Here is a 23,554-nt window from a genome sequence, read left to right on the forward strand (position 1 = left end):
GTTAATCTGGCCACCTAATTAGAGGTGCTATCATGCACCAATGAGTAATTAGGTGAGTATATGAAAACAAGACCCAAACGTAACTATAGCCCTGAATTTCGACTTGAAGCAGCACAGTTAGTAGTTGACCAAAATTACACCGTTAGAGAAGCAGCGGATGCCATGAGTGTCGGTTATTCAACTATGGATAAATGGGTTCGCCAGCTACGCCAAGAGCGCAACGGTGAAACGCCAAAAGCCACACCCATGACACCCGATCAGCTCAAAATACGTGAGCTCGAAAAGCGCATTCGTGATATTGAAATGGAAAAAGACATATTAAAAAAGGCTACAGCTCTCTTGATGTCGGACTCCCTGAACAGTTCTCGTTAATCGAGAAACTCAAGAAGAGCTATCCAGTGACCAGGCTATGCCAAGTATTTGGTATAAACCGCAGCAGCTTTAGGTACTGGAAAAAACGTTCAAAAATGCCTGTATCTATCACCAAGGTAAAAGAAATAGCCAAGGTTAAAGAGCTCTTTGATGAAAGTGAAGGCTCAGCCGGTGCGCGTAGTATCGCGCAAATGGCCACGGGTCAGGGCGTTCCTTTAAGTCGCTATCGTGCGAGTCGTCTGATGAAAAAGTTGGGACTGATAAGCTGTCAGATCCCTGGGCACACTTACAAAAAAGCAGGGAATGAGCATGTTGAAATACCCAATGAACTAAACCGTCAGTTTAATGTTGAAGCACCTAATCGCGTTTGGTGTGGTGATGTCACCTATATTTGGACAGGTAAACGTTGGGCATATTTGGCGGTTGTGATGGACTTATTTGGGCGTAAACCCGTTGGCTGGGCGATGTCTTTATCACCCGATAGTGAGCTGACAAGTGATGCCCTTAAAATGGCTTACGAAAGCCGCGGAAGGCCTAAGGGTATTATGTTCCATAGCGATCAAGGTAGCCACTATACAAGCCGCAGGTTCAGACAAACACTCTGGCAGTGTCAAATTAAACCGAGTATGAGTCGACGAGGCAATTGTTGGGATAACGCGCCCATGGAGCGCTTCTTTAGAAGTTTAAAGGTTGAGTGGGTGCCAACGTATGGTTATCACTCATTTACCCAAGCAAAACATCACATAGTGAAGTATTTAATCGGTTATTACAGCCAGTTAAGACCACATCAGCACAACGGTGGCATGAGCCCCAATCAGGCTGAAGAAAACTACTGGAATAACTATAAACCGGTGGCTAGTTTTACTTGACCACTACACATATCTAGAAAAATATAGCTGTTGGTTTTCTATTGATTTAAGAGTTTTTTGATTGAGTTTAGATAAGTTACTTTCATTACTAGATTCAAAAAAATCAGCACAAACATCTAAGCTTGGCTTATACCCACAAATCTCCTCTACTTTATCTGCCAAAAGCTCTAATAATAATGAGTCCTGTTCTCGCACTAAAGCATTCCAAGCTTCCGGTATTACAGCATCAATTTCGCGTTTTCTAGCTATATTCCGATAGTCAGAACGGGCAGCTTGAATGGCAGTACCATCACAGGTTGAAGCATAGCTAAGGTAACGCTCTAGTCTTTGTGTTGACTCTAAAATGTTACGCTCTAGTAAGTTTAACTTATAAACGCATCGGTCAGCATAATGACCCTGCTCACCAGGTAAATAAAAACTCCATTCTTGACCGTCAGTAAGGATAGCCAACTGAACACCAACATGAAAAGCATACTCAAATAACTGGCGATCTGCACCATCAGCTAAACCTACGCGCTTAACTTCTATAAAAATTCCAGGCCGGTTTGCAGGATTACACAATGCAAAATCAACCCTTCTACCTTCTAGTGAGTACTCTGGTGTTACAATTGATGTGTCAAAAACAGGCCAGCCCAGTGCATGAAGTGTGGGCAACACCACCCCTTGCGAAACAGCTGCCTCAGAAATAAAACGCCCTTCTCGTAAAGATGTTTTTATTCTTGATAGATGATCTTTCATGCTTGTCTCAAATTTATTTGTATCCAGTAAAATCAAACTTGCTATTACTTAAGCTATACTTTCGGATACTCTAATTAGCGTCTATTAAAATATCAAAACCTAGCTGCGCCTTGCCAACATAACAAATAACGGGTATTCACGCCCATTACGATGTTGTAACTGCATAATTTCTGCAAAGCTTACTTCCACAAAGCCTAGCGCTTCAGCTGTTGCTCTTAATGCTTCAATATCAAAACCTAAGTGCTTAACACCCTTAGCTTCATTATCGCCATGAAAACTGCCATCTTCTGCGTATAAATCGACTAGCGCCAGCTGACCATCATGCTTTAAATGCTGGTAGAACTGCTTTAACAAAACTTCGGTAGATTCAACATGGTGCAAGGCCATACAGCTCACTACCCCATCGTAATCACACGGTAAGCCAGAAAAAACATCTTGGTTAAGGGTTTGAATATTGCCAATACCCTTCTCTGCTAAAACCTCTAACATTTTTTCTGACGTATCTAAGGCGGTTACCTGCTTCACCTTGGCCGCTAAAGGCACACTTAATAACCCCGTACCCGAACCAAAATCTAGCCAGTGTTGCTGGTCAGTTAGTTGCAGCAGAGGCAGCAACAAATCAGCCACCTCAGCAAGCTGCACCGACATACGGCGTGTATCCCAATTTTTAGCGGAATTATCGAAAGGGTTGGTTGAAGAAGACATGAAGAACTCCAGATTAAATTGCTTGGTATAGAGAGTTTATACTTGCTTACTTGCCTAATAATTCTTGCTAAGGCTAGTTAACTACGTTTAGTTAACCTAGCGCCACTAGACGAAGTGCTCTATTTTAAGCACATCTGTTATTTTCGATCCGTCCCAAACGTATTGAAAATGTGCCTGTTGGCTAGCTGGAGGTACAAGCGCCTTGGGTCGTAAGATAGCAATGCATTGCCCACCTTCATACCGGACTGAGTGGTATAACACACCAAACTCGCCTGTATTTTTTAGCTGCTGCCCCAAAGCCTGCCCTGCCATAAAAGAGTTAGGATTATGAATAGCTTCATCATCGCGCACATCTACTAACTCAGCTTTAACTAAGCACTTATAGCAACGCATGGTAATTGTTTGTGGTGGCTGGTCAGTTGCTGACAAAAACCTTTCACGGCTAAAAACCGATTCTTTTACAGCCGTTAGTAGCTCTAATCCTGCGTAATAAACACCAAAGTCACCGTTCGTGAAGCGACTTGGAACACCCACATGGGTAAAAGCGGCCATAATCGGCGTGCTACCTTCACCCACTAGTCGCTCTTCTTTTTCAACTAATAACAGGTTACCGACTTCATCTTGAATACGGTCATTGGTTAAGCTTTCTAAAGCATAAGCTGCATCAAGTTCATCTGGGTTTAGCAGGTTTTCAAATAGCTTAATAGGTGGAAACTGGGAAGGAATGATCCGAAAACTGTCAGCTTCTAAAAACATGCGTGGATAATGGCTAACCATAGTGCGCCCCACGCCAGCCGTCTAAATAACGTCTTACATCTGCCAGTGCAACAACACGCCCTGAGAGCATTCGTTCAAGTGCTGACTGACCTGCAAAATCTCGATTAGGTTTGTGTACCCATTCCTGCCATTGTGATTTTTCAGAAAAAAGAACCTGCAAAGCTTTATAAATACCTGCGATATAAGAAAGCCTTTCTAAAGTATCGCTAGATAATTTAATTGGCTCATTAGCAGCTAGCTTTTTTCGCCAGTTATGCAAGGTTGTGCGCGAACTTGCACCCACTAAAAGCAGGCTTTGTTCTTCGCTAAGCTTCCACTCATCTGCAATGGCAAAAAACAACTTCACCGCAACTCTGCCTATTTGTTGCTCAGTCACTTTTTTATCGGTATTTAGAGTATTAGCTAACATTGCGCACCTCCCAACAGGCGGTCGTTCATTTAGGATATATTATAGCAGCAATGTTTACTAATGGACGGTATTGGTTTGGATTTAAAGCCATCTTATTAAAATACGAATGGCTTAATGGAAGATGAGCGTTTTAAATTTATAAGGTTTAAACCAAGGCAGTTTTAGACCACCTTGGTTTTTTACTGCTTAGTTTTTAGGCTTCATGTGACCAGTTTCTTCATAGCGTTGGTGCCAGCTTAAAGCTTCGCCTAACAGGTGAGGTGTATGCATACCGCCACCACTGTTACAGGCACGCTCAAAGTAGTCCATTAGCTGCTCACGGTAGTCTGGGTGAGCACAGTTATTAATAATTTCTAAAGCACGTTTGCGTGGCGATTTACCGCGCAAATCTGCTAAACCATATTCAGTCACAATAATTTTCACATCGTGCTCTGTGTGGTCTACGTGTGAAACCATGGGCACTATGGAAGAAATAGCCCCATCTTTGGCTATTGAGGGGGTTACAAAAATAGATAAGTAACCATTACGCGCAAAGTCACCCGAACCACCAATGCCATTCATCATACGAGTGCCCATAATATGGGTTGAATTCACATTACCGTAAATATCTACCTCTATTAAGCCATTCATAGCAATAATACCCAAACGACGCGCTAGCTCTGGGTGGTTACTAATGTCTTGAGGGCGCAGAATAATTTTTTCACGGTATAAATCAATGTTTTCATTAAACTCTTTTAAACCCTCTGGGCTTAAAGAAAAGGCCGTCGAAGAAGCCACTTCTAAAGTACCCGACTTAAGCATTTTTAACATGCCATCTTGAATAACTTCAGTAAAAGCGGTTAAGTTTTTGAAAGGGCCATCATTCAAACCTTCTAAAACTGCATTAGCAATATTACCTACACCCGACTGAATGGGTAAAAGGTTTTTAGGTAAACGACCTATCTCTATTTCTTTTTGGAAAAACTCTAAAATATGCTCAGCAATTTTTATCGAAACCGCATCGGGTGCTTTAAAAGCTGAGTTACGATCCATAGAATTGGTTTCGACCACCGCGATAACTTTTTCTGCAGGGCAACGTAGGTAGGCTTCACCAATACGATCAGCCGGGTGAGTCATCATAATGGGCTTACGGTTAGGTGGCATAGCCGTACCGTAATAAACATCGTGCATGCCTTCTAACTTGGCATTTTGTTGAGAGTTAACCTCTAAAATAACTTTATCGGCTTGCTCTATCCAGGTTTTGTTATTACCTAAAGACGATGAGGGAATTAAACTACCATCTTCACGAATACCTGCCACTTCTATCAGGGCAATATCCATCTTGCCTAAAAAGCCTGACCAGGCGTTTTGAGAAACTTCTGATAGGTGCAGGTCAACGTAATCCATCTTGCCCGTATTGATACGATCGCGGCAGATAGGGTCGCTCTGAAAAGGTAGGCGCATTTCTATGCCATCCACTTCAGCTAGCGTGCCATCAAGCTCTGGTGCTGTAGAGGCACCTGTCCAAACATTAATACGAAAAGGCTTATTGCCTTCTTGTGCATTATGCTGACGAATACGTTCAGCTAAAGCGCCAGGCACAGCTTTAGGGTAGCCAGCACCTGTAAAGCCACTCATACCCACGTTAGACCCAGCAGTTATTAACGCTGCGGCTGCTTCTGCTGTCATAACTTTTTTACGCAGCTTAGGGCAATGAATTCTTGTTGCATCAGACATAGTTCAATCTCGCTTAAAGATTTTAATAAACCTTGCACTAGCGATCTTGTTATTATTGTTTCATGGCAAGCCAAAGGGCTGGATTATACCAGCAATTATATAAAACTAGGGGCGTTTAATGCTTTTACCGCCTGAACCTTTCTTCTTACCTACTGACTTCTTACCCACTGGTTTTTTACCTGCTGGCTTTTTACCTAAACGTTGAGTCTTTGCAGCTTGGGTATTTTTAGGGCGTTTATTTGCACTGGGTGGTTTAAAACGCTGTTTCTTTCGCGGTTCTTTTTGCGGCTCTACATCCGAGGTAGAACTAGACTCTGCCAACATGGCGGTAATAATAGCTAGTTCTTTTTGATTCAATAACCGCCACTGCCCTACTTTCAAACTACCTAGGCTAATGTTCATAATACGTACGCGTTTTAAGCGAGTGACGTTATAACCTAAATACTCTGTCATACGACGAATTTGGCGGTTTAAGCCTTGGTGCAGAATAATATTAAAGCTGGTGGGTGAAAGCTGCCGAACCTTACAAGGCTTAGTGACTGTACCCAGAATAGGAATGCCAGCCGACATGCGTCTTACAAATTCAGCATCGAAGGGTTTATCGACCGAGACGATGTACTCCTTGTCGTGCGCATTACCTGCCCGCAGTATTTTATTAACAATATCGCCATCATTGGTGAGTAGAATTAAGCCCTCGGAGGGTTTATCTAACCGCCCTATCGGAAAAATACGCCCTTTACGGTAGTTCACTGCACTAACAATATTTTCGGGTACTTCTGGGTCGGTAGTGCAGGTTATGCCCACTGGCTTGTTATATACCAAATAAACAGGCGCAGGCTTGGCTTTAAGGGGTTTGCCACCCACAGCAATAAAGTCTGCATCGGTGACACGCAACCCCATGCCAGCCACCTTGCCATTCACCTTAACCCACCCTTCTTCAATTAGGCGGTCGGCTTCCCTGCGCGAACATATTCCTGTTTCACTAATGTACTTATTTAAACGTGTTCCACTAACTTCAACTGCTTGAATCATTAAAATAATCTCGGGTTAACTTAAACACCACAGGGCTAAGTAGTGCTAAAGCAACTAGGTTGGGAATCGCCATCATAGCATTGAGGGTATCTGCTAAAAGCCAAATAAAATCTAGGCTAACCATGGCACCCATAGGAATAGCTAGCACCCACAAAACTCGGTAAGGCTTAATGGCTTTGATGCCGAATAAAAATTCGGCACAGCGTTCACCATAAAAAGACCAACCTAAAATAGTGGTAAAAGCAAAAATAGCTAAAGCAAAAGGCACTATAAACTCGCCCACCACAGGAAGGCTGGCACTAAAAGCCGCACTGGTTAAAGCCGCACCCGATTCACCACTGGTCCACACCCCAGTTGTCACTATCACTAAACCTGTAATGGTACAAATAACCAAGGTATCTATAAAAGTACCCAACATAGCAATTAAGCCTTGGCGTACTGGGTCTTTGGTTTGCGCGGCAGCATGGGCAATGGGCGCAGAACCTAAACCTGCTTCGTTAGAAAATATACCCCTTGCCACACCAAAACGTATAGCTGCCCAAACCATTGCACCAGCAAAACCACCTTGCGCCGCAATGGGTGTAAAAGCATATTCAACAATCATTGCAAGGGCAGCAGGAATTGCCGGTGCGTTAATAAATAAAACCACCAAGCCCGAAACCAAATAAGATACCGCCATAAAAGGTACTAAAGCAGCAGCCACCCGACCAATTCTACGAATACCACCTATCAGCACCAAGCCAACCAGTAGCATGATGATTAGGCCAGTTACCCAAGTAGGAATTTGAAAGTTAGCTTGAAGCACATCAGCCATAGAGTTGGCCTGCACTGTATTACCTATACCAAAAGCAGCAATACCACCAAATAAAGCAAAGGCAGTACCTAACCAAGCCCACTTAGAACTTAGGCCATTTTTAATGTAATACATAGGGCCGCCCACATGGTTGCCCCTAGCATCGACTTCACGAAACTTAACCGCTAAAACTGCTTCAGCATACTTGGTAGCCATACCCACTAGAGCAGTCATCCACATCCAAAAAAGCGCACCTGGCCCACCTAAAAAAATAGCTGTAGCAACGCCGGCAATATTACCCGTACCTACAGTGGCGGATAAGGCAGTCATAAGCGCTTGAAAAGGTGGAATCTCACCTGACCTCTCTTCGCCCTGCTGAGCTTTCGTACTGGCCAGCATTAGACGAAAACCCATACCAATTTTTAAAACTGGCATTAGCTTTAAGCCAATGGACAAGAACAAACCCACGCCTAAAATAAGCACCAACATTAATGGCCCCCAAACAACGCCATTAACTGCTGAAACTAGGTTATTTAATATTTCCATTATCCACCCTCGTGTTCTTATTATTGATTGGTTACTGCAAGTTGGTAGAAAGTAACCTGTTAAGCAGAGTATTTCACCCTATTTTGTAGATTCGCTAGTAATTTCTGCTTCTTCTGTATGCTCAGTTGCTAATTCCTCAGCCACCACCCAAGGCTCTGCCAAGGGTGCAACACGCTCACCCGAACGAGGTGAAAAGCGCTCGCTGCGAAGCTCACGTAATAAACCAATAATCATACCGATAACCACTATAGAAAAGGGTAAAGCCGCTGCTATAACCATGGCTTGCAAGGTTTCTAAACCACCTGCTAACAGCAAAACAGCCGTTAATACTGCTAAGAAAACACCCCACAGAACACGATGAATAACAGGTGGGTCTGCATCACCACCTGACAACAAGGTATTAATAACCAAAGTACCCGCATTAGCAGAAGTGACTAGGTAGGTTCCTAATAGCAGTATCAATAGTGCAGAAACAACAGAAGTCACCGTATCAGGCAACTGCATACCTGCAAGGGTAGCGAATAAAGCCGTGGCTATATCTTTATCTACTGCTTCAATGACCCCACCACCCGTAAATAATTCTTGATAAAGTGCCGTACCACCAAACAAGCCTATCCAAACTATGGTAATACCGGTTGGAACTAGCAATACGCCTGCAACGTATTCACGAAAAGTGCGCCCGCGTGAAATTTGCGCAATAAAGATGCCCACAAAAGGTGACCAAGCAAGCCACCAACCCCAAAAGAATACCGTCCATTCTGCTTGCCAATCACTGCCGTGGGTTACATTGGTATGAAACGTCATGCGTAACAAATTCTGAATATAGTCACCCGTGGCTTCTATAGTAATACCTATAAGGTATTGAGTTGGGCCTAAGAGTAAAATGAATAACACGGCTGCAATGCTTAACCAAAAGTTCATTTCTGAAAGCAAACGCACCCCACGCGACAAACCAGAAGCCACTGAAAGGGTGGCCACAAACATAATCACACTGATCACCGACAACTGAAGCCCTGTAGAGTCTGCAAAGCCAAACACCGCTTTTAAACCCGCATTCAGCTGTTGCACACCTAAGCCTAGCGTAGTGGCAATACCAAAGACCGTACCAAATACAGCTAACAAATCTACAAAATCGCCTAAACGTCCCCTAACCCTTTCACCAAACAAGGGGTAAAGCACTGAGCGAATTGTTAAAGGCAGGTTATGACGATAAGAAAAGTAAGCCAGTGCTAAGCCCACAAAAGAGAAGATTGCCCAACCATTAATACCCCAGTGAAAAAAAGACAGGCGCATGGCTATAACAGCAGCATCGGCATCACTGGAGACCAAGTCCATAAAAGGGTTGCTTTGAAACTGTAAAATAGGCTGAGCAACCGACCAAAAAAGAATGCCCACACCCGTACCGGCTGCAAACAACATGGTGACCCAAGAAAAAAAGGTAAACTCTGGCCGCTCATGCTCCATACCTAAGCGCACATTTTTATAGCGCCCCACACCTAGCCAGATCATAAAAAAAAGTAGAAAGGCTACCAACAAAACGTAATACCATTCTAAAAAAGGTGTAAGCCAATCTCGAAAAGCTGCAACGGCATAAGCACTTTGGTCAGCATAAAACACACCCAAAAAAACCGTACCCAGCACCATGATAATGGATACTAGGGTCATAAAAGGGTTCATGCCTTTAAATAAGCCCTTTTGCGCCTGGTCGTAGAGGTAAACCTGCCCTTTCATTTCTCACTTCCGTAAAGTTCAATAATAGTAGACAGGGCATTCTTTCAAAAATACTAATACAAAGCCAACTAACCACCCAGTGATTTGTATAAATTAACTAGACGCTTTGTTATTGGTCAGTTAAAGTTCTACACAATTAGTCACAAAGAAAGATAAAGCTAGGGAGACAGCTGGATGAAAAAGTGGTTTACGGGTTTTAGAGTGAAGTATAGTTTGCTAGCTGCTCTATTAGCACTTGGAGCACCTTCTAACGCGCTTGCAGATTTCACGGCAGAAAAAGAACTCAAAGCTTATGTTGGCCTCAGCTTAACAGGGTTTAAAGCTAAGGTTGACATTGCGAACATTGCATCTGCTAGCGAAAAGTTTGGCGGTGGATCTCTACGTCTGGGTATGCCTGTCTTAAGCTACCTAAGCCTTGAAGGTCGCTACTCTTTTGGAAAGAAAAAAACCTACGATAACCAAGAATCAGCTCGTATAGAAAGGGTGGTCAGTGGCTTAATGCTTATTGGTCCAACCAAAGGAAAATACCGCCCCTACCTAGCTTTAGGCGTGTCGAGATCTGATATAAAATTAGACCTATCTAATGAAACCATTAAAGCTAATGAAATTACCCCTTCTTACGGCTTGGGTTTTGCTCTCTATACTCGCAAACCTGATGTAGGTTTAAGCCTTGAATACCTACATATTGCTGATAGTAAATTTGAGTACAAGACTTCGTTAGGTAATACAAAGCAAAAAACCAGCCTTGGTGCCTTGTCCCTTACAGTTATCAAACACTTCTAAGCTTAATATCAACCACTAACAATGGCTCTTCAACTTCAAAACGAAGAGCCGTTTTAATCACAAGTATTTAGTTCAAAACTAGCTGCCACCTTGGCTTGGATTAGGCTTTAGGTTGCTGCACAGGTATAGTCTACTTCTTTTTTTACGGAGCTAGTCAAGAAAATGGAAGATAAAAACTCTCCTGCCCTGCGTGCTGGTGTAGACTTTCGTGGCACTCAAAACGCGACTCAGCCAGTTCTTGAGCATATTAAGCCAGGTCAAAAACGCGCCCCTCTGCTGCGTTATATTCGCATTAACCTACCCAAAACTACTCGCCTGCTACTGGTCGCAATAATCGCCATTATCAGTGCTGCTTCTGCTGCGGTTGCGCTATCAAACCACCTGCCCTTTCCTTTTGCGAATTTGGCGTTAGGGGGTATTAGTGGAGCTGGTTTAGTGTTTGTTGCCTTGGGTTTGCTGACTTCTGCCCGTATTTGGACAGGAGGATTAGTGATTGCCTTGTCTTCTCTAGTGGTCTACCTGGGCGGCCTTCTAGGTAATGCACCCTATGTTTGGAATGGCGCCAGTGTTGCTGCTGCCGCTATTTGGAATCTGACCTTGCTAGCTGCTTTAGCTTATTTGGTACTTTTTGGGGCGCTGCGCTACGGTATGATCGTTGCGGCTCCCGACCAACAAAACTTTATGGATTAATAAGGGTTTTTTAGTGGATCTCGGGTTTCCTTGGTGGCTTCGTGTGGAGCATTTCCTCAATATTATTTTTATTACCTTTCTTGTGCGCTCAGGCTTAGAAATTCTAGGCACCTACCCTAAACTTTACCGCTCTCAGCACACAGTACCTGGCACCGCTTGGGCGCAGTTTACCGTTCAAGAAGAAGCCAAACATAAGTATTACACAGTGGGTGGCGAATACAGTGATTATTCACCGCGTATTTCTTTACCGGGGCGAGGCTTGTTGGGTCTTGGCCGCTATTGGCACTTTATAACGGTAACGGGTTTTGTAGCCTGCTGGATTACCTACTTGGTATTGCTGTTGGCTACTGGTCAGTGGCGGCGCTATGTGCCAACTAGTTGGGATACTTTTTCACAAGCCGGGCAAGATATGCTGGCCTACCTAGCCTTTACCATGCCGCAACCCCTTGATGGCATGGTGTTTAATGCTTTGCAACAACTCTCTTATGGCTTCGTTATATTGGTGCTAACACCTTTGGTTATACTAACCGGTGCATTTCAATCACCTGCCATAGCTAACCACTTTTCACGCATTACGCGTTTACTCGGTGGCCGCCAGGTGATTCGTAGCATTCATTTTTTATGCATGGTCGGCTACGTGGTATTTTTTGTAGTTCACCTAGTGCTGGTCTTTTTACACGGCTATTTGCACGAAACATCTAAAATGGTATTTGGGCATTCTGACAAGCCTATTTTGGGCGGCATTATTTTTAGCCTTGGGCTTCTTTTGGTGCTAGCCCTGCATGTATTTGCTACTCGTTGGACTTTAACCAAGGGGCGTGCTGTTGAAAAATTACACAACCTAGTTGTTCGGCCTTGGTCAAATTTGCTCTACAAACTGCCCTCACGTATGCACTATGATCGCTCGAATATCACTGGCAAAGATGTAGGACTAGCTAACACCACCCACAATTTCCGTGGTAGTGGACGACCACCAGAAACCCCTGAATACCTTGCGCTTATGGCTAACTGCTACGAAGACGACTATGTGCTAGAGATAGGTGGCTATGTTGAGCGCCCCATGACGCTAACCCTAGCCGAGCTTCGTGAACTGGCTGCAGGCCATTCCCAAACTACACTTCACCACTGTGTACAGGGCTTTACTTCGATTGGTCGATGGCGCGGTATTAGCATGTCTACCCTGCTCGACTTAGCCGGACCACTACCCGGCGCTACAGATGTTGTTTACACCAGTTTTCAAAACATGGGCCGTGATGATGCCTTGTACGAAGGCGGAACTTATTATGAATCCACCCCTATGGTTGAAGCCAGACTGCCGCAAACCATCATTGCTTTTGAGCTGAATGATGAAGGTGAAATTCCAGCTAAAAATGGTGCGCCTGTAAGATTGCGCTTAGAAACTTCAACCGGCTTTCGCAGCTTAAAATGGCTTGAACGTATAGAAGTGGTCAACCGCTACGATATTATCCTTGAAGGCCGTGGTGGCTATTTTGAAGACACCGACTTCTACGACCGTAACCAACTGATTTAAAAGCCGGCAAGAAGAAAAGGAAACATTTCATGACCCTGAAAAACAACCGCCCAACCACCCAAGCCGAGCTTGATGCTTACCTTGCTTCACGCCCCAGACCGGTGCGCAACACCTTTGAAGGCATGTACCCTTTGCATGAAGATATAGAACTGTCAGATGAACAAATTCAGATTGTTTTAGATTATTTACAAGAAGTTAACTTTCACCTGCCTGGCGCGGCTCCTCATGAATTTATTGTAGTGCGCTGGGCACGCTACACTGGGTTTCAATTTATGCAAGAACCCTTAGAAGCTTATGCGGTTGGGCTTAGATGTACTCACCCAGGAATGGAAGACCAGCACACCTTTATTCGTATGTCTTGGGGTCAGCTAATGGGTGACCCTGAAGCAGTTCGCCTACCAGTGAACGAGCCCGTGCTAGCTAGCGATATGATGACCCTTGCACGCTATCGAGATACCCGCACCGGGCCTTCACGCACGGGTGTTGATGCTTATGCTGTGTCTGATAATTCGGTACCCGGCGTAGACTTTGACCTGCAACTATTAAATGGCGCACTGGATGATGTGTTAGAACAGCATCTGACTGGTAAGGGACAGGAAATCAACTCTTGGTGGGATCCAGCACTTAACTGGGGTGTAGCCTTAGCAGGTCGCTACCCGCGCCTAAAATACTTTGAATCTAAAGAACGCCTTGATAAGAAAACCTTAGCAGCTTTGCATTCTTTTGAAGCAAGAGCAGCAAAAGCTGAAACCGCCTTACAGGAACTAGGTCTAGCCCTAGCTGCATCGGTAGCAGCAGCTACACTTAAGCAGGCAGAAAAAGCCGAAGGTGGAACCTTCTTACGCCGCCACCGCATTCGCAACCCCCAGCCACTTACCCAAACCAAGGAAAATAATTAATAAGGCTTCTGTGTATCCTGAGCTTGGTTAACCACCTTGCTGCAGCCTTTCTGTTTTTCTTGGTCTTTAAACATGCTGCAATAAAATGTAAACTAAACTCTCTTTTGTATAGATAGAAAATGGCAACTCCAGAAGCACAACTTCTGTAGCAGCTCAGCGGATTAGAAGTTATTTAGCAGGGGTTTAATTGTGAAAATTATTAATCGACTTTATTTGGGTTTTGCAGTCATTCTAATCATTATGCTAACAATAACTTTAGTTGGCTTATATAAAATAAATATTGCAGATAAAAGCTTAACAAAACTTTCTCAACAAACTGCAATTGAACAACGCCAAGCGATTAATTTTCGTGGTAGCGTTCATGATAGAGCTATAGCTATTCGTGATGCTGTTTTAGTGGCTAACACTCAAGACTCTTTAATGCACCAGCAGAATATTGTAGAGCTTGATCAGTTTTATCAAAAATCAGCGACTGTTCTTAATAGTATGTTTGCAAATTTAAAGCATTCGACTGCTGAAAACAATATGTTTAAAGCGATTAAAGAGGTTGAGAAAACCACGCTAATTAAAACTGAAAAACTACTTGAACTCATAAATAGTAACCAGTTTGAACTAGCTAATGATTACCTGCTAAATCATGCTTCTCCAGCTTACACTGAATGGCTAAAACGAATTAATTTACTTATTGATTATCAAGAATCAGCAATTCAAGACCATGTTGCCACAGCTGTGAGTGAGACAAATAGCTTCCAACACACCATGTTGTTTTTAACTTTATTAGCTTTAATTATTATTCTATTTGTTGCAATGAGTGTTGTTAGCAGACTAAAAAGAATTATTGGTGGCGAGCCTGAAGCTGCTGCTTCAATCATTAAAGTCATTGCCTCTGGTGATTTAACCGTAGAAATTAAAACCAATAAAAACAGTATTTTAAGTGCAGTTGAAGATTTAAGAAATTACTTAACAGATATTACTAAAAACTCAATTGTAACTGCTAACAAGCTAACTTTAGCTTCTAAACACCTGCTTTCAACAGCACAACATAACGAAAACTTAATTAGCAACCAAAAAGACTCGACCGAACGTGGCGCTTCAGCCATTGCAGAAATGTCGACGAGTGTTACTCACGTAGCTAATCACACGAGTGAAGCGGCTAGTTTAGCACATGCGGCCATGACAGAGTTTACGGAAGGGCAAGCTGAAGTTAATAAAACTCAGTTAAGTATTAACGACCTAGCTAGTAAAGTTGTAGAGGCTGCTGAAGTGATTCATCACCTTTCAGAAGATAGCAAAGAAATTAGCCGAGTCATGGAAGTTATAGAAGGGATAGCAGAGCAGACCAACCTGCTCGCATTAAATGCTGCCATTGAAGCAGCAAGGGCTGGTGACCAAGGGCGGGGCTTTGCAGTTGTTGCTGATGAAGTGCGTAACCTAGCTTTAAGAACCCAGGATTCAACGCGTGAAATCCACCTAGTTATTGAAAAAATGCAAGCTAGCTCTGGCAAGGCAGTAACGGTAATGAACCAAGGTCAAGAGCAGGCTAAACTCAGTGTTAACCAAGCAAAATTAGCGGGTGAAGCACTAAATGCTATCAACTTATCGGTTACGCGTATAACCGATATGAATCAACAAATAGCAACAACAACCGATGAGCAATCGGCTGTGGCAATTGAAATTAGTGAAAACTTTAATCAGATAACCAGCTCTGCATTAGAAGCAGAACAAGAAGCAGCAAAAATAACCCTAGCCAGCAGAGAGCTGGAAGAGTTAGCCAAAATGCTAGAGCTTAATGTTAAGCAGTTTAAAACCAAGTAATGGTCAATCGGTTTTAGCTGAGCAGGAATGACTTAACAACGCAAAATGCAGTAGCTGAGTGTCTATAGAAGTGGGGGAAGTTCACACTGTCGCTTAGCGGCACATCGTTTAAGCGATCTTGCTGGCTGTTATTTTCAAATAAAATAGCTGCCCAGTTTTGCAGTGAATCAGCTTCGGTTTTGTTTTTTAAAACTTCATTTCCAAGGCTATTAGTGGAATTGAAAGTGCTGTAAAAACCATTCTCATAAATTCAATAAGTTACAATATATCGAAATAAAAGGGGTATTTTATAAAAACTCTGACAAGCAATCCTACATGTATGCAGCTTGAATATTCTACCCTTCTTGATTATAGGGTTTAGCCTATATAGAATAGATGCTATATAGTTTAGGAGAAGCCATGTGGGCCATAGAGACAACCGATATTTTTGATGAGTGGTTCGATACTTTGGATGATACTGATAGAGCCAACGTGCTAGCTTCGATGATGGTACTTCGAGACAGGGGGCCTACGCTTTCAAGACCATACGCTGATACTCTGTACGGTTCATCCTATAGCAATATGAAAGAACTGCGGGTCCAAAGCAAAGGAGATCCACTCAGGGCGTTCTTTGCATTCGACCCAAAGCGTAAAGGAATTCTTCTCTGTGCCGGTAACAAGACCGGGGATGAGAAACGGTTTTATGAAGTAATGATCCCAATTGCAGACCGCGAGTTTGCGGCACATTTGGATAAATTAAAGAAGGAGTAAATGTTATGGCAAGAACTCTTAACCAAATGCTGGCAGCAGAAAAGCCTGAAGTTGTTGCCAAAGCACAGAAAGTGGCCACTGAGATGTTGCTGAATATCCATCTAGCAGAGCTTCGTGATCGTATGAAGCTCACCCAAGGGGAAATTGCTGCTTCTTTGGGTGTGAGACAACCAACAATTTCTGAAATGGAGCAGCCTGGACGAGATTTAAAACTCTCCTCCATTAAGCGATACGTTGAAGCCTCTGGTGGCAAGCTGCGGCTCGATGTAGAGCTACCGGACGGCACTCATTATGGCTTTTCTGTTTAACTCAACACGCCTCGTTCTGGGGCGTGTTTATATCAAGCACAACACCACTTAAAAACCACCCCTACGCAAAAACCAACCACAAAACTGCTAAATGGGCTGGGTAGAACGCATAAAAATACACCCCCGATGTTCTGCCTATCACCCCATCAAATCTTGCTGCCAAGGCTATTAGCGGAATTGAAAGCGCTGTAAACAGTAAATATTTAGGTGCATTTAAAAAAGCAAGTACAAACACCAGCAATGGCGCAAACTTGATATTTTTGAGTAGAAAGTAAAGGAAGCAACCTTTGCAACTTGCCAACGAGGGCTGAATGAAAATACCAATGGCTTAATACGCCAATACTGTCCTAAAGGTTCATGCTTTAAGCACCTAGATGACGAACATTTTGAGTTTATTATGCACCGCTTAAATAATAGACCTAGAGAATCACTTGGTATGAAAAAACCGAATGAGGTATTGTTCGGAGAATTACAGGCTGTTGCACTAGCAAGTTGAATCTAGGGATAATAAAATTGAACCTGGTTATGGTTTAGCTAAATATTTATCACTATCATCAAGCTTAGATAATCACGCAAGTGTTGGTGAGTGGTTAAGCTTATTGTTAAGTGAGGGTGCCTACACTCTTAAAGACCTTCAAGTCGAGTTACAAAAGAAGGTTCCAGTACGCTTTTTCAGGAAGGCAATTCGCTAATCAAAACCACTAAAGCTTGAAGTGACATTCACTCTAAATTAAAGCCATCTAATTCAATTTAGGTGGCTTTTTTGTTTCCACACGCAAAATTCTCTGCCACGCAATAAATCCACTTTTACTGGCAATTCACTCTTTTTTTGCGATCTCAATTCTTTTTTGTTTTATAATGCTGAAAACCACCTAAAACCCATCCATTTTGAAAAAAATAGTACTCAAAGGTAGAGGTCGCAGATGTGGGGTTTGGGCACAAAGTGGGCACAGAATGGGCACAGAACTAAAAAACAGGCAAAAAAAAGCCCAACCTTCATGTTGAGCTTGACTGTAAGTGCTTGATATTACTGAAGAATTTCTTGGTAGAACTACCCTCCTACGAACAAAGCATTCAGGTTATTGATTTTAAAAGACTTTTAATAAGTACAATCTAAGACTTCCAACAAATGTACCAACAATTACCTAAGACTGACTTTATGTGTTACTAGACAAAACCAACCACAAAACTGCTAAATGGGCTGGGTAGAACGCATAAAAATACACCCCCGATGTTCTGCCTATCACCCCATCAAATCTTGCTGCCAAGGCTATTAGCGGAATTGAAAGCGCTGTAAACAGTAGGTACTTAGGTGCATTTAAAAAAGCGAGTGTAAACGCCAGTAATGGCGCAAACTTTATGTGTTTAAGTAGAAGATAAAAAGAAGGAACTAGCACTACCCCAGCAACACCGTAAGAAGTAAAAAAGGCTATTGGTACCAGCAACACACATAACAATATGGCGTAAGGCTTCTGGTTTTCAAATACATAAACTACCAACATCCCCAACAGTATAGTAAACAGAATGTTTAGACTGGCTCCCATTGCTAGCATGTAGATTGGCTGAGAGATCAACGCCCAAAAAAACAAACGTTTTAAGTAACGCTCTTTACTTCTAGTATTGTGCAAGTAATTGTAGGCAACCAAATAAGCAAATATCGGGTAAACCACCCGACCGACATACCTCAACCATGTGTACTGTTCTAAAAAAAAGCCCACATGATCCAACACCATAAGAACAATGGCTAACCATTTTAAAAGCTCTTGCTGTGAGCTAGACAGTCTTAACTCCATTTTTCTTACCGTAAATGAGATCGGTAAACCAGAGACTTTATACATGCGGTTCTTGTATTTTTCTTGGTAAGCAGGGTTTAGCTTGGTTTAACAAATAACCCCAGCCGTGGCCGGGGATGAATTTATACCTACTTAGGTAGGGACACATAATAGTCTAGCCAATCAACGCTTTTAGCAGACTTGGGTATAGGCATTGGTGGTAATTTAATAATCACCTCAACACCTTCTTTGCAAAGACGTTCTTGCAGTGATTGTGCTGCTTTAAATCCAGTTTCAGACTTATCTAAATCAGCCCATACAACAACTTCTTTGATGTTTTCTGGTGGCGTAAAACCAGCCAGACTCTGTGCATTTACCGTAGCCCAGCAGTGAGATTCACCCATTGCCATAACAGCTAAGCTTGTCTCGATGCCTTCAGCTAAATTCAAAGTAGCTGCAGGCACATCACCAAGCCTTACCGAACAACTAAACCACTCAACACCCTCCTTAGATGGCATTAAGGTTTTAGCATTAGGTAAAACAGTATTTTTAGCGCCCTCACTATCCAAATAGGTGCGATGCAGACTAATAGCCTGATCATCACCGTTATAGACAATTGATAGTATTGCAGGTTGAACACCGAAATTAACGATAACACCCTCTACCTTTTGGTAAGTACGCATTACAGAGTTTTGCCTTGCCTGGCTAGCCCAAACATCTGCTAAGCCAACTGGCAGCCCTCTGCTCGCAACATACTTCTCAATAAGTGAGGTGTCATTCTGAGACGACTGCAACCAAGCCGCTCTAAGTCTATCAGTAGCTTTATTTGCTGCTGTTTTAGGCTTAGGCAGACTGGCCGCTTTTGCTTTTCGGCTAACTAACACAGGTTTATCTTCTAACAGATCGCGTACCTGCGTAATGACTTCAGAAATAGACAAACCGGTCGCAAATTCTAATGTTGCAAAACCATCAGAAAAGTTGCCACAAGTATTGCAAACACTGCCGCCTGTTTCATTAAAGTCACGATACACCCTGAAGCCATCCTGACCACCGTGAATGGGGCAAGGCACATGACTACAATTAGAGTTAATCGCATCAAGGGTACTAGGAGCAATTGTAGAAACAATGAAGTCCCAATGACCTCTGGCTTTCTGCTTAAGTTTACTGATCATAATTTACACCTATTCATTAGTAACAAGCCCAAACTGGCTGTTTTCATGAGTAGGTAAGGCAGGCATGACAGACCACTAGTGAGGAAACTTTAAGTTTTCCTTTTCAAGAATTTCAATATAGTCACTAACCCCCTGTCTAACAGCCTTTAATTCATCAAGTGTTGCCTTTTGGTCTATAAATAATTTTAAATCTTCTGGGTTGGATGGTAGCCTTTCTGCTAAAACCACACACTCAGTCCACTCTTTACTTTCATTACTCAAAAGTTACTCCTTAATCTTTAATATCATCAGTGGGTAAGAACTTTTTTCTTTTGCTAATCAGGTGTTTGAAAACATCAATATAGCTAAAGAACACAGCTTTAATAAGCCAAATAAAATAACCAACAAAAACCACGAAAAATGACTCTACAAGCTTGGTTAGCAGCGTTATTACTGGCGTAACTAGCAGTTTTACACCAGGCAAAAAGCTCAGTAGACCTAGAACCAGTACACCAACAGAAGCATAAAGAATTATCATTAACATAGTTAAGCTGCCATCAAAAACTCATTAAGCCGTTTTTCAAAGTGCAAAGGTTCTTTATCATCGGGTAAATCAACTTTATGCCGTGCAATTTCACAGGGTAAAACATCATCAGGAAAATTTATCATCGGAGTACGCAAGTGGTATGCACGGGACCCAGACAAGGTAAATACCTCACCCATCCCAAGGGCCATAATCTTATCGGGTGAAAAACGGTAATCCTCTTCTTCACGGTATGCAACAGACATACCCCCGCCCTCACTCTCACTACTATCTGGCCGTGTACGGAGCACTTGACTACCCACTGACTCATTACCAGTTAAACTAATGCTTTTCTGGAACTTCAAGTGCTTACCAAACAGTGCTGAAGCGGTTTCTGCCCCTTCACTTGCACCGAATTTAAAAATAACTTTCTGCCAAGTGTTTTGAATAATTATATCGCCAAACTCCTGACTGACTTTGTTTAGCTGGCTGAATGACTGAAACGCAGGCACTAACGCCACACCAGCCGATCTAGCTTGTTCAAAAAGCCGTGCAACACCTTCCATGACATACGCCCCCATTTCATCCAGTACAGCTAAAAATGGGTATTTTGGGCGCTGTATTTTGGGTAAATCCTGTATTCTTGCCACGGCACTTCTTAAATCAGAAATAATCATCTTGCCCAAGTTCAAGGCTGCCGTATCTTTACCCATGGTTGGCAAAGACACATAAAGCATTTTATTTTCTAAAATAATGGACTCTAAGACTATTTCTGGTGCATAAACATTAAAAACCTCACCAAATTTACCCTGAGCAAACAAAGCGATTCGACCGGCCATACCACCTAAAACTTGTTTTAAGCGGTTCATATCCAGCTCTACACCTTCTTTTTTTTGAACACGAAACTGATCTAAAAACACCGATAAACTGCGCCTTTCAGCACTGGGTGGCGTTATCCGCTCTAACTCTTCCAAGGCTTTTGTTGACTGCATTAAGATAGATAAATCACCAAAATGGTACAGCTTATTAGCTTTCTGCAAAGCAGCGACAATAACAGTCAACGCATGGTTAGCACTTTGACGGTAAAAATCACTACCTGGGTTATTTTCACTAGAAGGAATTAAATTCATTAAGCGTGATGCAACTTCATCGGGGTCACCACTCAACAAAGGGTTCATAGTGTGTGACTCAGCAGGCGATGAAATATCTAAAATATAAAGATCATTACTACGACCGTTACAACGCGCCATATAAGCCAAATGATCTCGGGTATCCCTGTCAATTTTGGCATCTATAAACAACCAACCGCCCCCGCGTACCGTTTGTTGCCACAAAAGGTATTCAATCAAGGTTGTTTTACCTACCCCCGACTGACCAACAATAGCGGTATGCCGACTCATTAAGCCATTGGGTATATCCAATGGCCTATAATTATCTTTTGTATAGCCCAACCGCAAGCCACCTTCACCCATGCAAGGTTTTTCTGTTTCGTCACTTGGCATAATGAAGCCTTCACGATCTTCTTCATTAACTATATCAAGGTGATCTTTAACTCGTGGCCAAACCATACCAACCACCCCTAACACTGCCAATAAGGCTAAAAAAACAGTATTCACCCCATCAAACCACGGCAACATGAACAAGATAGCCGTTGAAAAAAACAATAAACTCCAAGCATCCCAAGCACCAGCAAAAGGCTTCATACTTAGCACCCTTTAGCATCTAGCCTATTAAATGGAAGCAAGTTATTAGCTGACCCAACTTTTCTTTCTGTAGTTGCAGTTGGGTTGGCTCTATTTTTTCTGGCCATGCTTATTTCAGCAATCACAGACAAGTGATTAGTCTTAATTTTGTACCACTCTATCGACACAACTTTATTGTTTAACATTTCACTTAACCTAAGGTAAAAAACCTTGAACACGTTTTTCTTGCTGCTCTTTTTTATGATCTTCAAAAGCACGAAGCTTTTCTGCATTTTGCCGGTTCACCTCTTCAGCAACTTGCTTATGTATCTCGCTGCCATGAATGTAATCATCCGATAATGCAAAATTGCTTAGAATTCGATTAGGTGCTTGTGGCTGCACTGAAGCTACAGACGTTGGTAAGCCCAACTCATTTAAGACAGCATCGGTTATATCAGGCACTTGCCCATCAAGTACCATCGCCTGCTTAACAATAACCACCCTGTTATTGGCATGTTTTTTAAGCACTTCCATTGTGCTTTTTTCTACACGAGCCAACACACTAACCGCCGTTTGCTTAACCGTAGCGTTATTACCTAGCAACCGGCTGGTCATTTCTGTACGTGATGCAATGTATTTTGCTGTATCAAAGGTGACGTAACCATTTGCACGTTCGCTAGAAAAGTTAGCAAGTGAAATAAAAATACCTATTAAAGCTATACCAATAGCGAGAAGTGGACCAAAAACAACGACATTTCTATTAGTCATACTCAACCCTCGACCTTACCAAAGGTAGCTTGGCAAGCATGAGCAATGGCATTAGACGCAGCATAACCGGCATCATCCAACTGAATATCCTTCACATTGCCGTCATCTATCGGATGCTTAGAATAAGCACCTTTTAAAAGCGTATAAATATGGGGCTTTAACTCACTTAACAGCTTCAGGTATTCCTCAACACTCAAGGTTTGACTAATAGGAAACTGCAAGTAGTTAGCCAAAGCCTGCTCAAGAGATATAAAGGGAGCTAATCGTTCTAGCTCACTGATTAAGTCACTTTTTAAAAGAGGATAGGCGTTAGGTGAGGTAAGACTAATAGCTAAAATGGCTTCACCACCATCAGGGTTTGTACCCTCACTTGTGGCCACTAAAGGAAAAAACATATCCATCTCTTCCTCATCTTCAGAGTTCAAACCCCAGACACGGGGCTGCCCTTCATACAAGTAATTTTTCATAAAAAGTCTCCAGTTGTTTAAATACCATTAAACACCAGAAAAAAAGACTGTGAAGAGAGATAGAGTAAAAAAGCAGATAAAATATTATTCTTAGAGTTGAATCTAGGTTGGCAAAAAACTTATATACACTATAATGCATATAAAATTATCAGGATTAAAGGTTAGGTAATGGATAACTCAGTTTTTTATTTTTTATTTTATGGGATTGTTTTTGTTAGTGTTCTAGGTGTTTTTTTTAGTTTTTCAATATCTTCAACCAAGGGTGATTCAGCTATAACCAATTCAGATAAAGTAAAACACCGCGACTAACAATAGATTCTCCTATTGTTCTGCCATTATCACCTGATAAAAATTATCAAGAGGAAAAAGCAAGTAGAATAATAAAAATATGATACCTGGATTCAACTCTCAAGTGCAACTCATTAAACTAGGATTGGATGGCAAGCTGCTGTAGCATCTTATGCTTTTCAATCGACCAAGAATGAGAAGCAAACATGAGACACTACACACAGCTCACCAGAGAGCAACGATACCAAATATCTGCCCTGCTTGATAACAATTTAACCCAAACTGAGATCGCTAAAACGCTTGGTGTTCACAAATCAACCATTAGTCGAGAGCTTAAACGTAATACAGGCAAACGTGGATATCGGCCTAAACAGGCTCACGAATTTACCGAAGAAAGGATCAAACAACGCTCAAAAAAACGCTTTATTGAGCCTATTTG

The 23,554-nt window shown here is 42.4% G+C and carries 25 protein-coding genes; 9 read left to right on the plus strand and 16 right to left on the minus strand.

The genetic code is table 11. The annotated features are described in order from the left end of the window. Positions 1–60: 60 nt before the first annotated feature. A protein-coding gene (locus BP27_RS0111615; RefSeq protein ID WP_425411887.1) for an IS3 family transposase occupies positions 61–1,241 on the plus strand; the annotation gives its coding sequence in 2 pieces (ribosomal slippage) (positions 61–328 and positions 328–1,241; 1,182 coding nt in all). A gap of 3 nt (positions 1,242–1,244) precedes the next feature. Here BP27_RS0111615 and BP27_RS16150 read toward each other — a convergent pair. From BP27_RS16150 to BP27_RS0111655, 8 genes are all read right to left on the minus strand, one after another. Next, positions 1,245–1,979 carry a hypothetical protein gene (locus BP27_RS16150; RefSeq protein ID WP_051610543.1) on the minus strand — a complete coding sequence of 245 codons (735 nt, stop codon included), beginning with the start codon at positions 1,977–1,979 and terminating at the stop codon, positions 1,245–1,247. Positions 1,980–2,078: 99 nt separating this feature from the next. Beyond that, on the minus strand, positions 2,079–2,684 hold the full coding sequence (locus BP27_RS0111625; RefSeq protein ID WP_036240195.1) for a class I SAM-dependent methyltransferase: 606 nt from the start codon (positions 2,682–2,684) through the stop codon (positions 2,079–2,081). 105 nt (positions 2,685–2,789) lie between these two features. Then, positions 2,790–3,461: an RES family NAD+ phosphorylase gene (locus tag BP27_RS0111630; RefSeq protein WP_051610544.1), complete on the minus strand. Its 672-nt coding sequence runs from the start codon at positions 3,459–3,461 to the stop codon at positions 2,790–2,792. Beyond that, positions 3,454–3,870: an MbcA/ParS/Xre antitoxin family protein gene (locus BP27_RS0111635; protein ID WP_036240196.1), complete on the minus strand. Its 417-nt coding sequence runs from the start codon at positions 3,868–3,870 to the stop codon at positions 3,454–3,456. Before BP27_RS0111635 ends, BP27_RS0111630 begins: the two co-directional genes overlap by 8 nt. Positions 3,871–4,056: 186 nt before the next feature. Further along, entirely contained in the window at positions 4,057–5,586 is a 1,530-nt protein-coding gene (gene scpC / locus BP27_RS0111640; protein WP_027851700.1) for a succinyl-CoA:acetate CoA-transferase ScpC, read from the minus strand. A 105-nt stretch (positions 5,587–5,691) separates the two neighbouring features. Next, positions 5,692–6,618: a 23S rRNA pseudouridine(2604) synthase RluF gene (rluF, locus tag BP27_RS0111645; RefSeq protein WP_027851701.1), complete on the minus strand. Its 927-nt coding sequence runs from the start codon at positions 6,616–6,618 to the stop codon at positions 5,692–5,694. Further along, positions 6,602–7,957: an alanine/glycine:cation symporter family protein gene (locus BP27_RS0111650; protein ID WP_027851702.1), complete on the minus strand. Its 1,356-nt coding sequence runs from the start codon at positions 7,955–7,957 to the stop codon at positions 6,602–6,604. The genes rluF and BP27_RS0111650 overlap by 17 nt, the downstream gene beginning before the upstream one ends. A gap of 78 nt (positions 7,958–8,035) precedes the next feature. Then, positions 8,036–9,688 carry a BCCT family transporter gene (locus tag BP27_RS0111655; protein ID WP_027851703.1) on the minus strand — a complete coding sequence of 551 codons (1,653 nt, stop codon included), beginning with the start codon at positions 9,686–9,688 and terminating at the stop codon, positions 8,036–8,038. Positions 9,689–9,862: 174 nt separating this feature from the next. Between BP27_RS0111655 and BP27_RS0111660 the strand changes: the two genes are divergently transcribed. The 7 genes from BP27_RS0111660 to BP27_RS0111690 all read left to right on the plus strand — a co-directional run bounded on the left by BP27_RS0111660 (position 9,863) and on the right by BP27_RS0111690 (position 16,464). Next, entirely contained in the window at positions 9,863–10,471 is a 609-nt protein-coding gene (locus tag BP27_RS0111660; RefSeq protein WP_027851704.1) for an outer membrane beta-barrel protein, read from the plus strand. A 162-nt stretch (positions 10,472–10,633) separates the two neighbouring features. Next, complete coding sequence (locus BP27_RS0111665; RefSeq protein WP_027851705.1) at positions 10,634–11,161, plus strand: hypothetical protein; 528 nt, start codon at positions 10,634–10,636, stop codon at positions 11,159–11,161. 13 nt (positions 11,162–11,174) lie between these two features. Next, on the plus strand, positions 11,175–12,692 hold the full coding sequence (locus BP27_RS0111670; RefSeq protein ID WP_027851706.1) for a molybdopterin-dependent oxidoreductase: 1,518 nt from the start codon (positions 11,175–11,177) through the stop codon (positions 12,690–12,692). Positions 12,693–12,721: 29 nt separating this feature from the next. Beyond that, positions 12,722–13,591, plus strand: a complete 870-nt coding sequence (locus tag BP27_RS0111675; protein ID WP_027851707.1) for a hypothetical protein — start codon at positions 12,722–12,724, stop codon at positions 13,589–13,591. 189 nt (positions 13,592–13,780) lie between these two features. After that, positions 13,781–15,406, plus strand: a complete 1,626-nt coding sequence (locus BP27_RS0111680; RefSeq protein WP_027851708.1) for a methyl-accepting chemotaxis protein — start codon at positions 13,781–13,783, stop codon at positions 15,404–15,406. Positions 15,407–15,805: 399 nt separating this feature from the next. Beyond that, positions 15,806–16,156, plus strand: a complete 351-nt coding sequence (locus tag BP27_RS0111685; RefSeq protein ID WP_027851709.1) for a type II toxin-antitoxin system RelE/ParE family toxin — start codon at positions 15,806–15,808, stop codon at positions 16,154–16,156. Between the two features lie 5 nt (positions 16,157–16,161). Next, positions 16,162–16,464, plus strand: a complete 303-nt coding sequence (locus BP27_RS0111690) for a helix-turn-helix domain-containing protein (protein WP_027851710.1) — start codon at positions 16,162–16,164, stop codon at positions 16,462–16,464. Between the two features lie 61 nt (positions 16,465–16,525). Here BP27_RS0111690 and BP27_RS17590 read toward each other — a convergent pair whose 3' ends face one another. The 8 genes from BP27_RS17590 to BP27_RS0111730 form a co-directional block, all read right to left on the minus strand. After that, positions 16,526–16,699, minus strand: coding sequence for a TraX family protein (locus tag BP27_RS17590; protein ID WP_483819031.1), 174 nt, complete (start codon positions 16,697–16,699; stop codon positions 16,526–16,528). Between the two features lie 922 nt (positions 16,700–17,621). Continuing rightward, a complete protein-coding gene (locus tag BP27_RS0111695) occupies positions 17,622–18,302 on the minus strand; it encodes a TraX family protein (protein ID WP_084324591.1) in 681 nt (226 codons plus the stop codon). Positions 18,303–18,385: 83 nt separating this feature from the next. After that, positions 18,386–19,408, minus strand: coding sequence for a toprim domain-containing protein (locus BP27_RS0111700; protein WP_027851712.1), 1,023 nt, complete (start codon positions 19,406–19,408; stop codon positions 18,386–18,388). Between the two features lie 75 nt (positions 19,409–19,483). After that, entirely contained in the window at positions 19,484–19,669 is a 186-nt protein-coding gene (locus BP27_RS0111705; RefSeq protein ID WP_027851713.1) for a hypothetical protein, read from the minus strand. 10 nt (positions 19,670–19,679) lie between these two features. Next, positions 19,680–19,931 (minus strand): hypothetical protein, encoded by a 252-nt coding sequence (locus BP27_RS0111710; RefSeq protein ID WP_027851714.1) that lies wholly within the window; start codon positions 19,929–19,931, stop codon positions 19,680–19,682. A 2-nt stretch (positions 19,932–19,933) separates the two neighbouring features. Next, positions 19,934–21,613 carry a type IV secretory system conjugative DNA transfer family protein gene (locus tag BP27_RS16155; RefSeq protein WP_036240198.1) on the minus strand — a complete coding sequence of 560 codons (1,680 nt, stop codon included), beginning with the start codon at positions 21,611–21,613 and terminating at the stop codon, positions 19,934–19,936. 195 nt (positions 21,614–21,808) lie between these two features. After that, entirely contained in the window at positions 21,809–22,360 is a 552-nt protein-coding gene (locus tag BP27_RS0111725; protein ID WP_027851716.1) for a hypothetical protein, read from the minus strand. Between the two features lie 2 nt (positions 22,361–22,362). Beyond that, positions 22,363–22,827 (minus strand): hypothetical protein, encoded by a 465-nt coding sequence (locus BP27_RS0111730; protein WP_027851717.1) that lies wholly within the window; start codon positions 22,825–22,827, stop codon positions 22,363–22,365. Between the two features lie 494 nt (positions 22,828–23,321). Between BP27_RS0111730 and BP27_RS17010 the strand changes: the two genes are divergently transcribed. Beyond that, positions 23,322–23,554, plus strand: a 233-nt coding sequence (locus tag BP27_RS17010) for a helix-turn-helix domain-containing protein (RefSeq protein ID WP_027851718.1), incomplete at its 3' end; no start/stop codon positions are given.

It is taken from the genome of Marinospirillum insulare DSM 21763 (assembly GCF_000686905.1).
Classification (GTDB): domain Bacteria; phylum Pseudomonadota; class Gammaproteobacteria; order Pseudomonadales; family Halomonadaceae; genus Marinospirillum; species Marinospirillum insulare.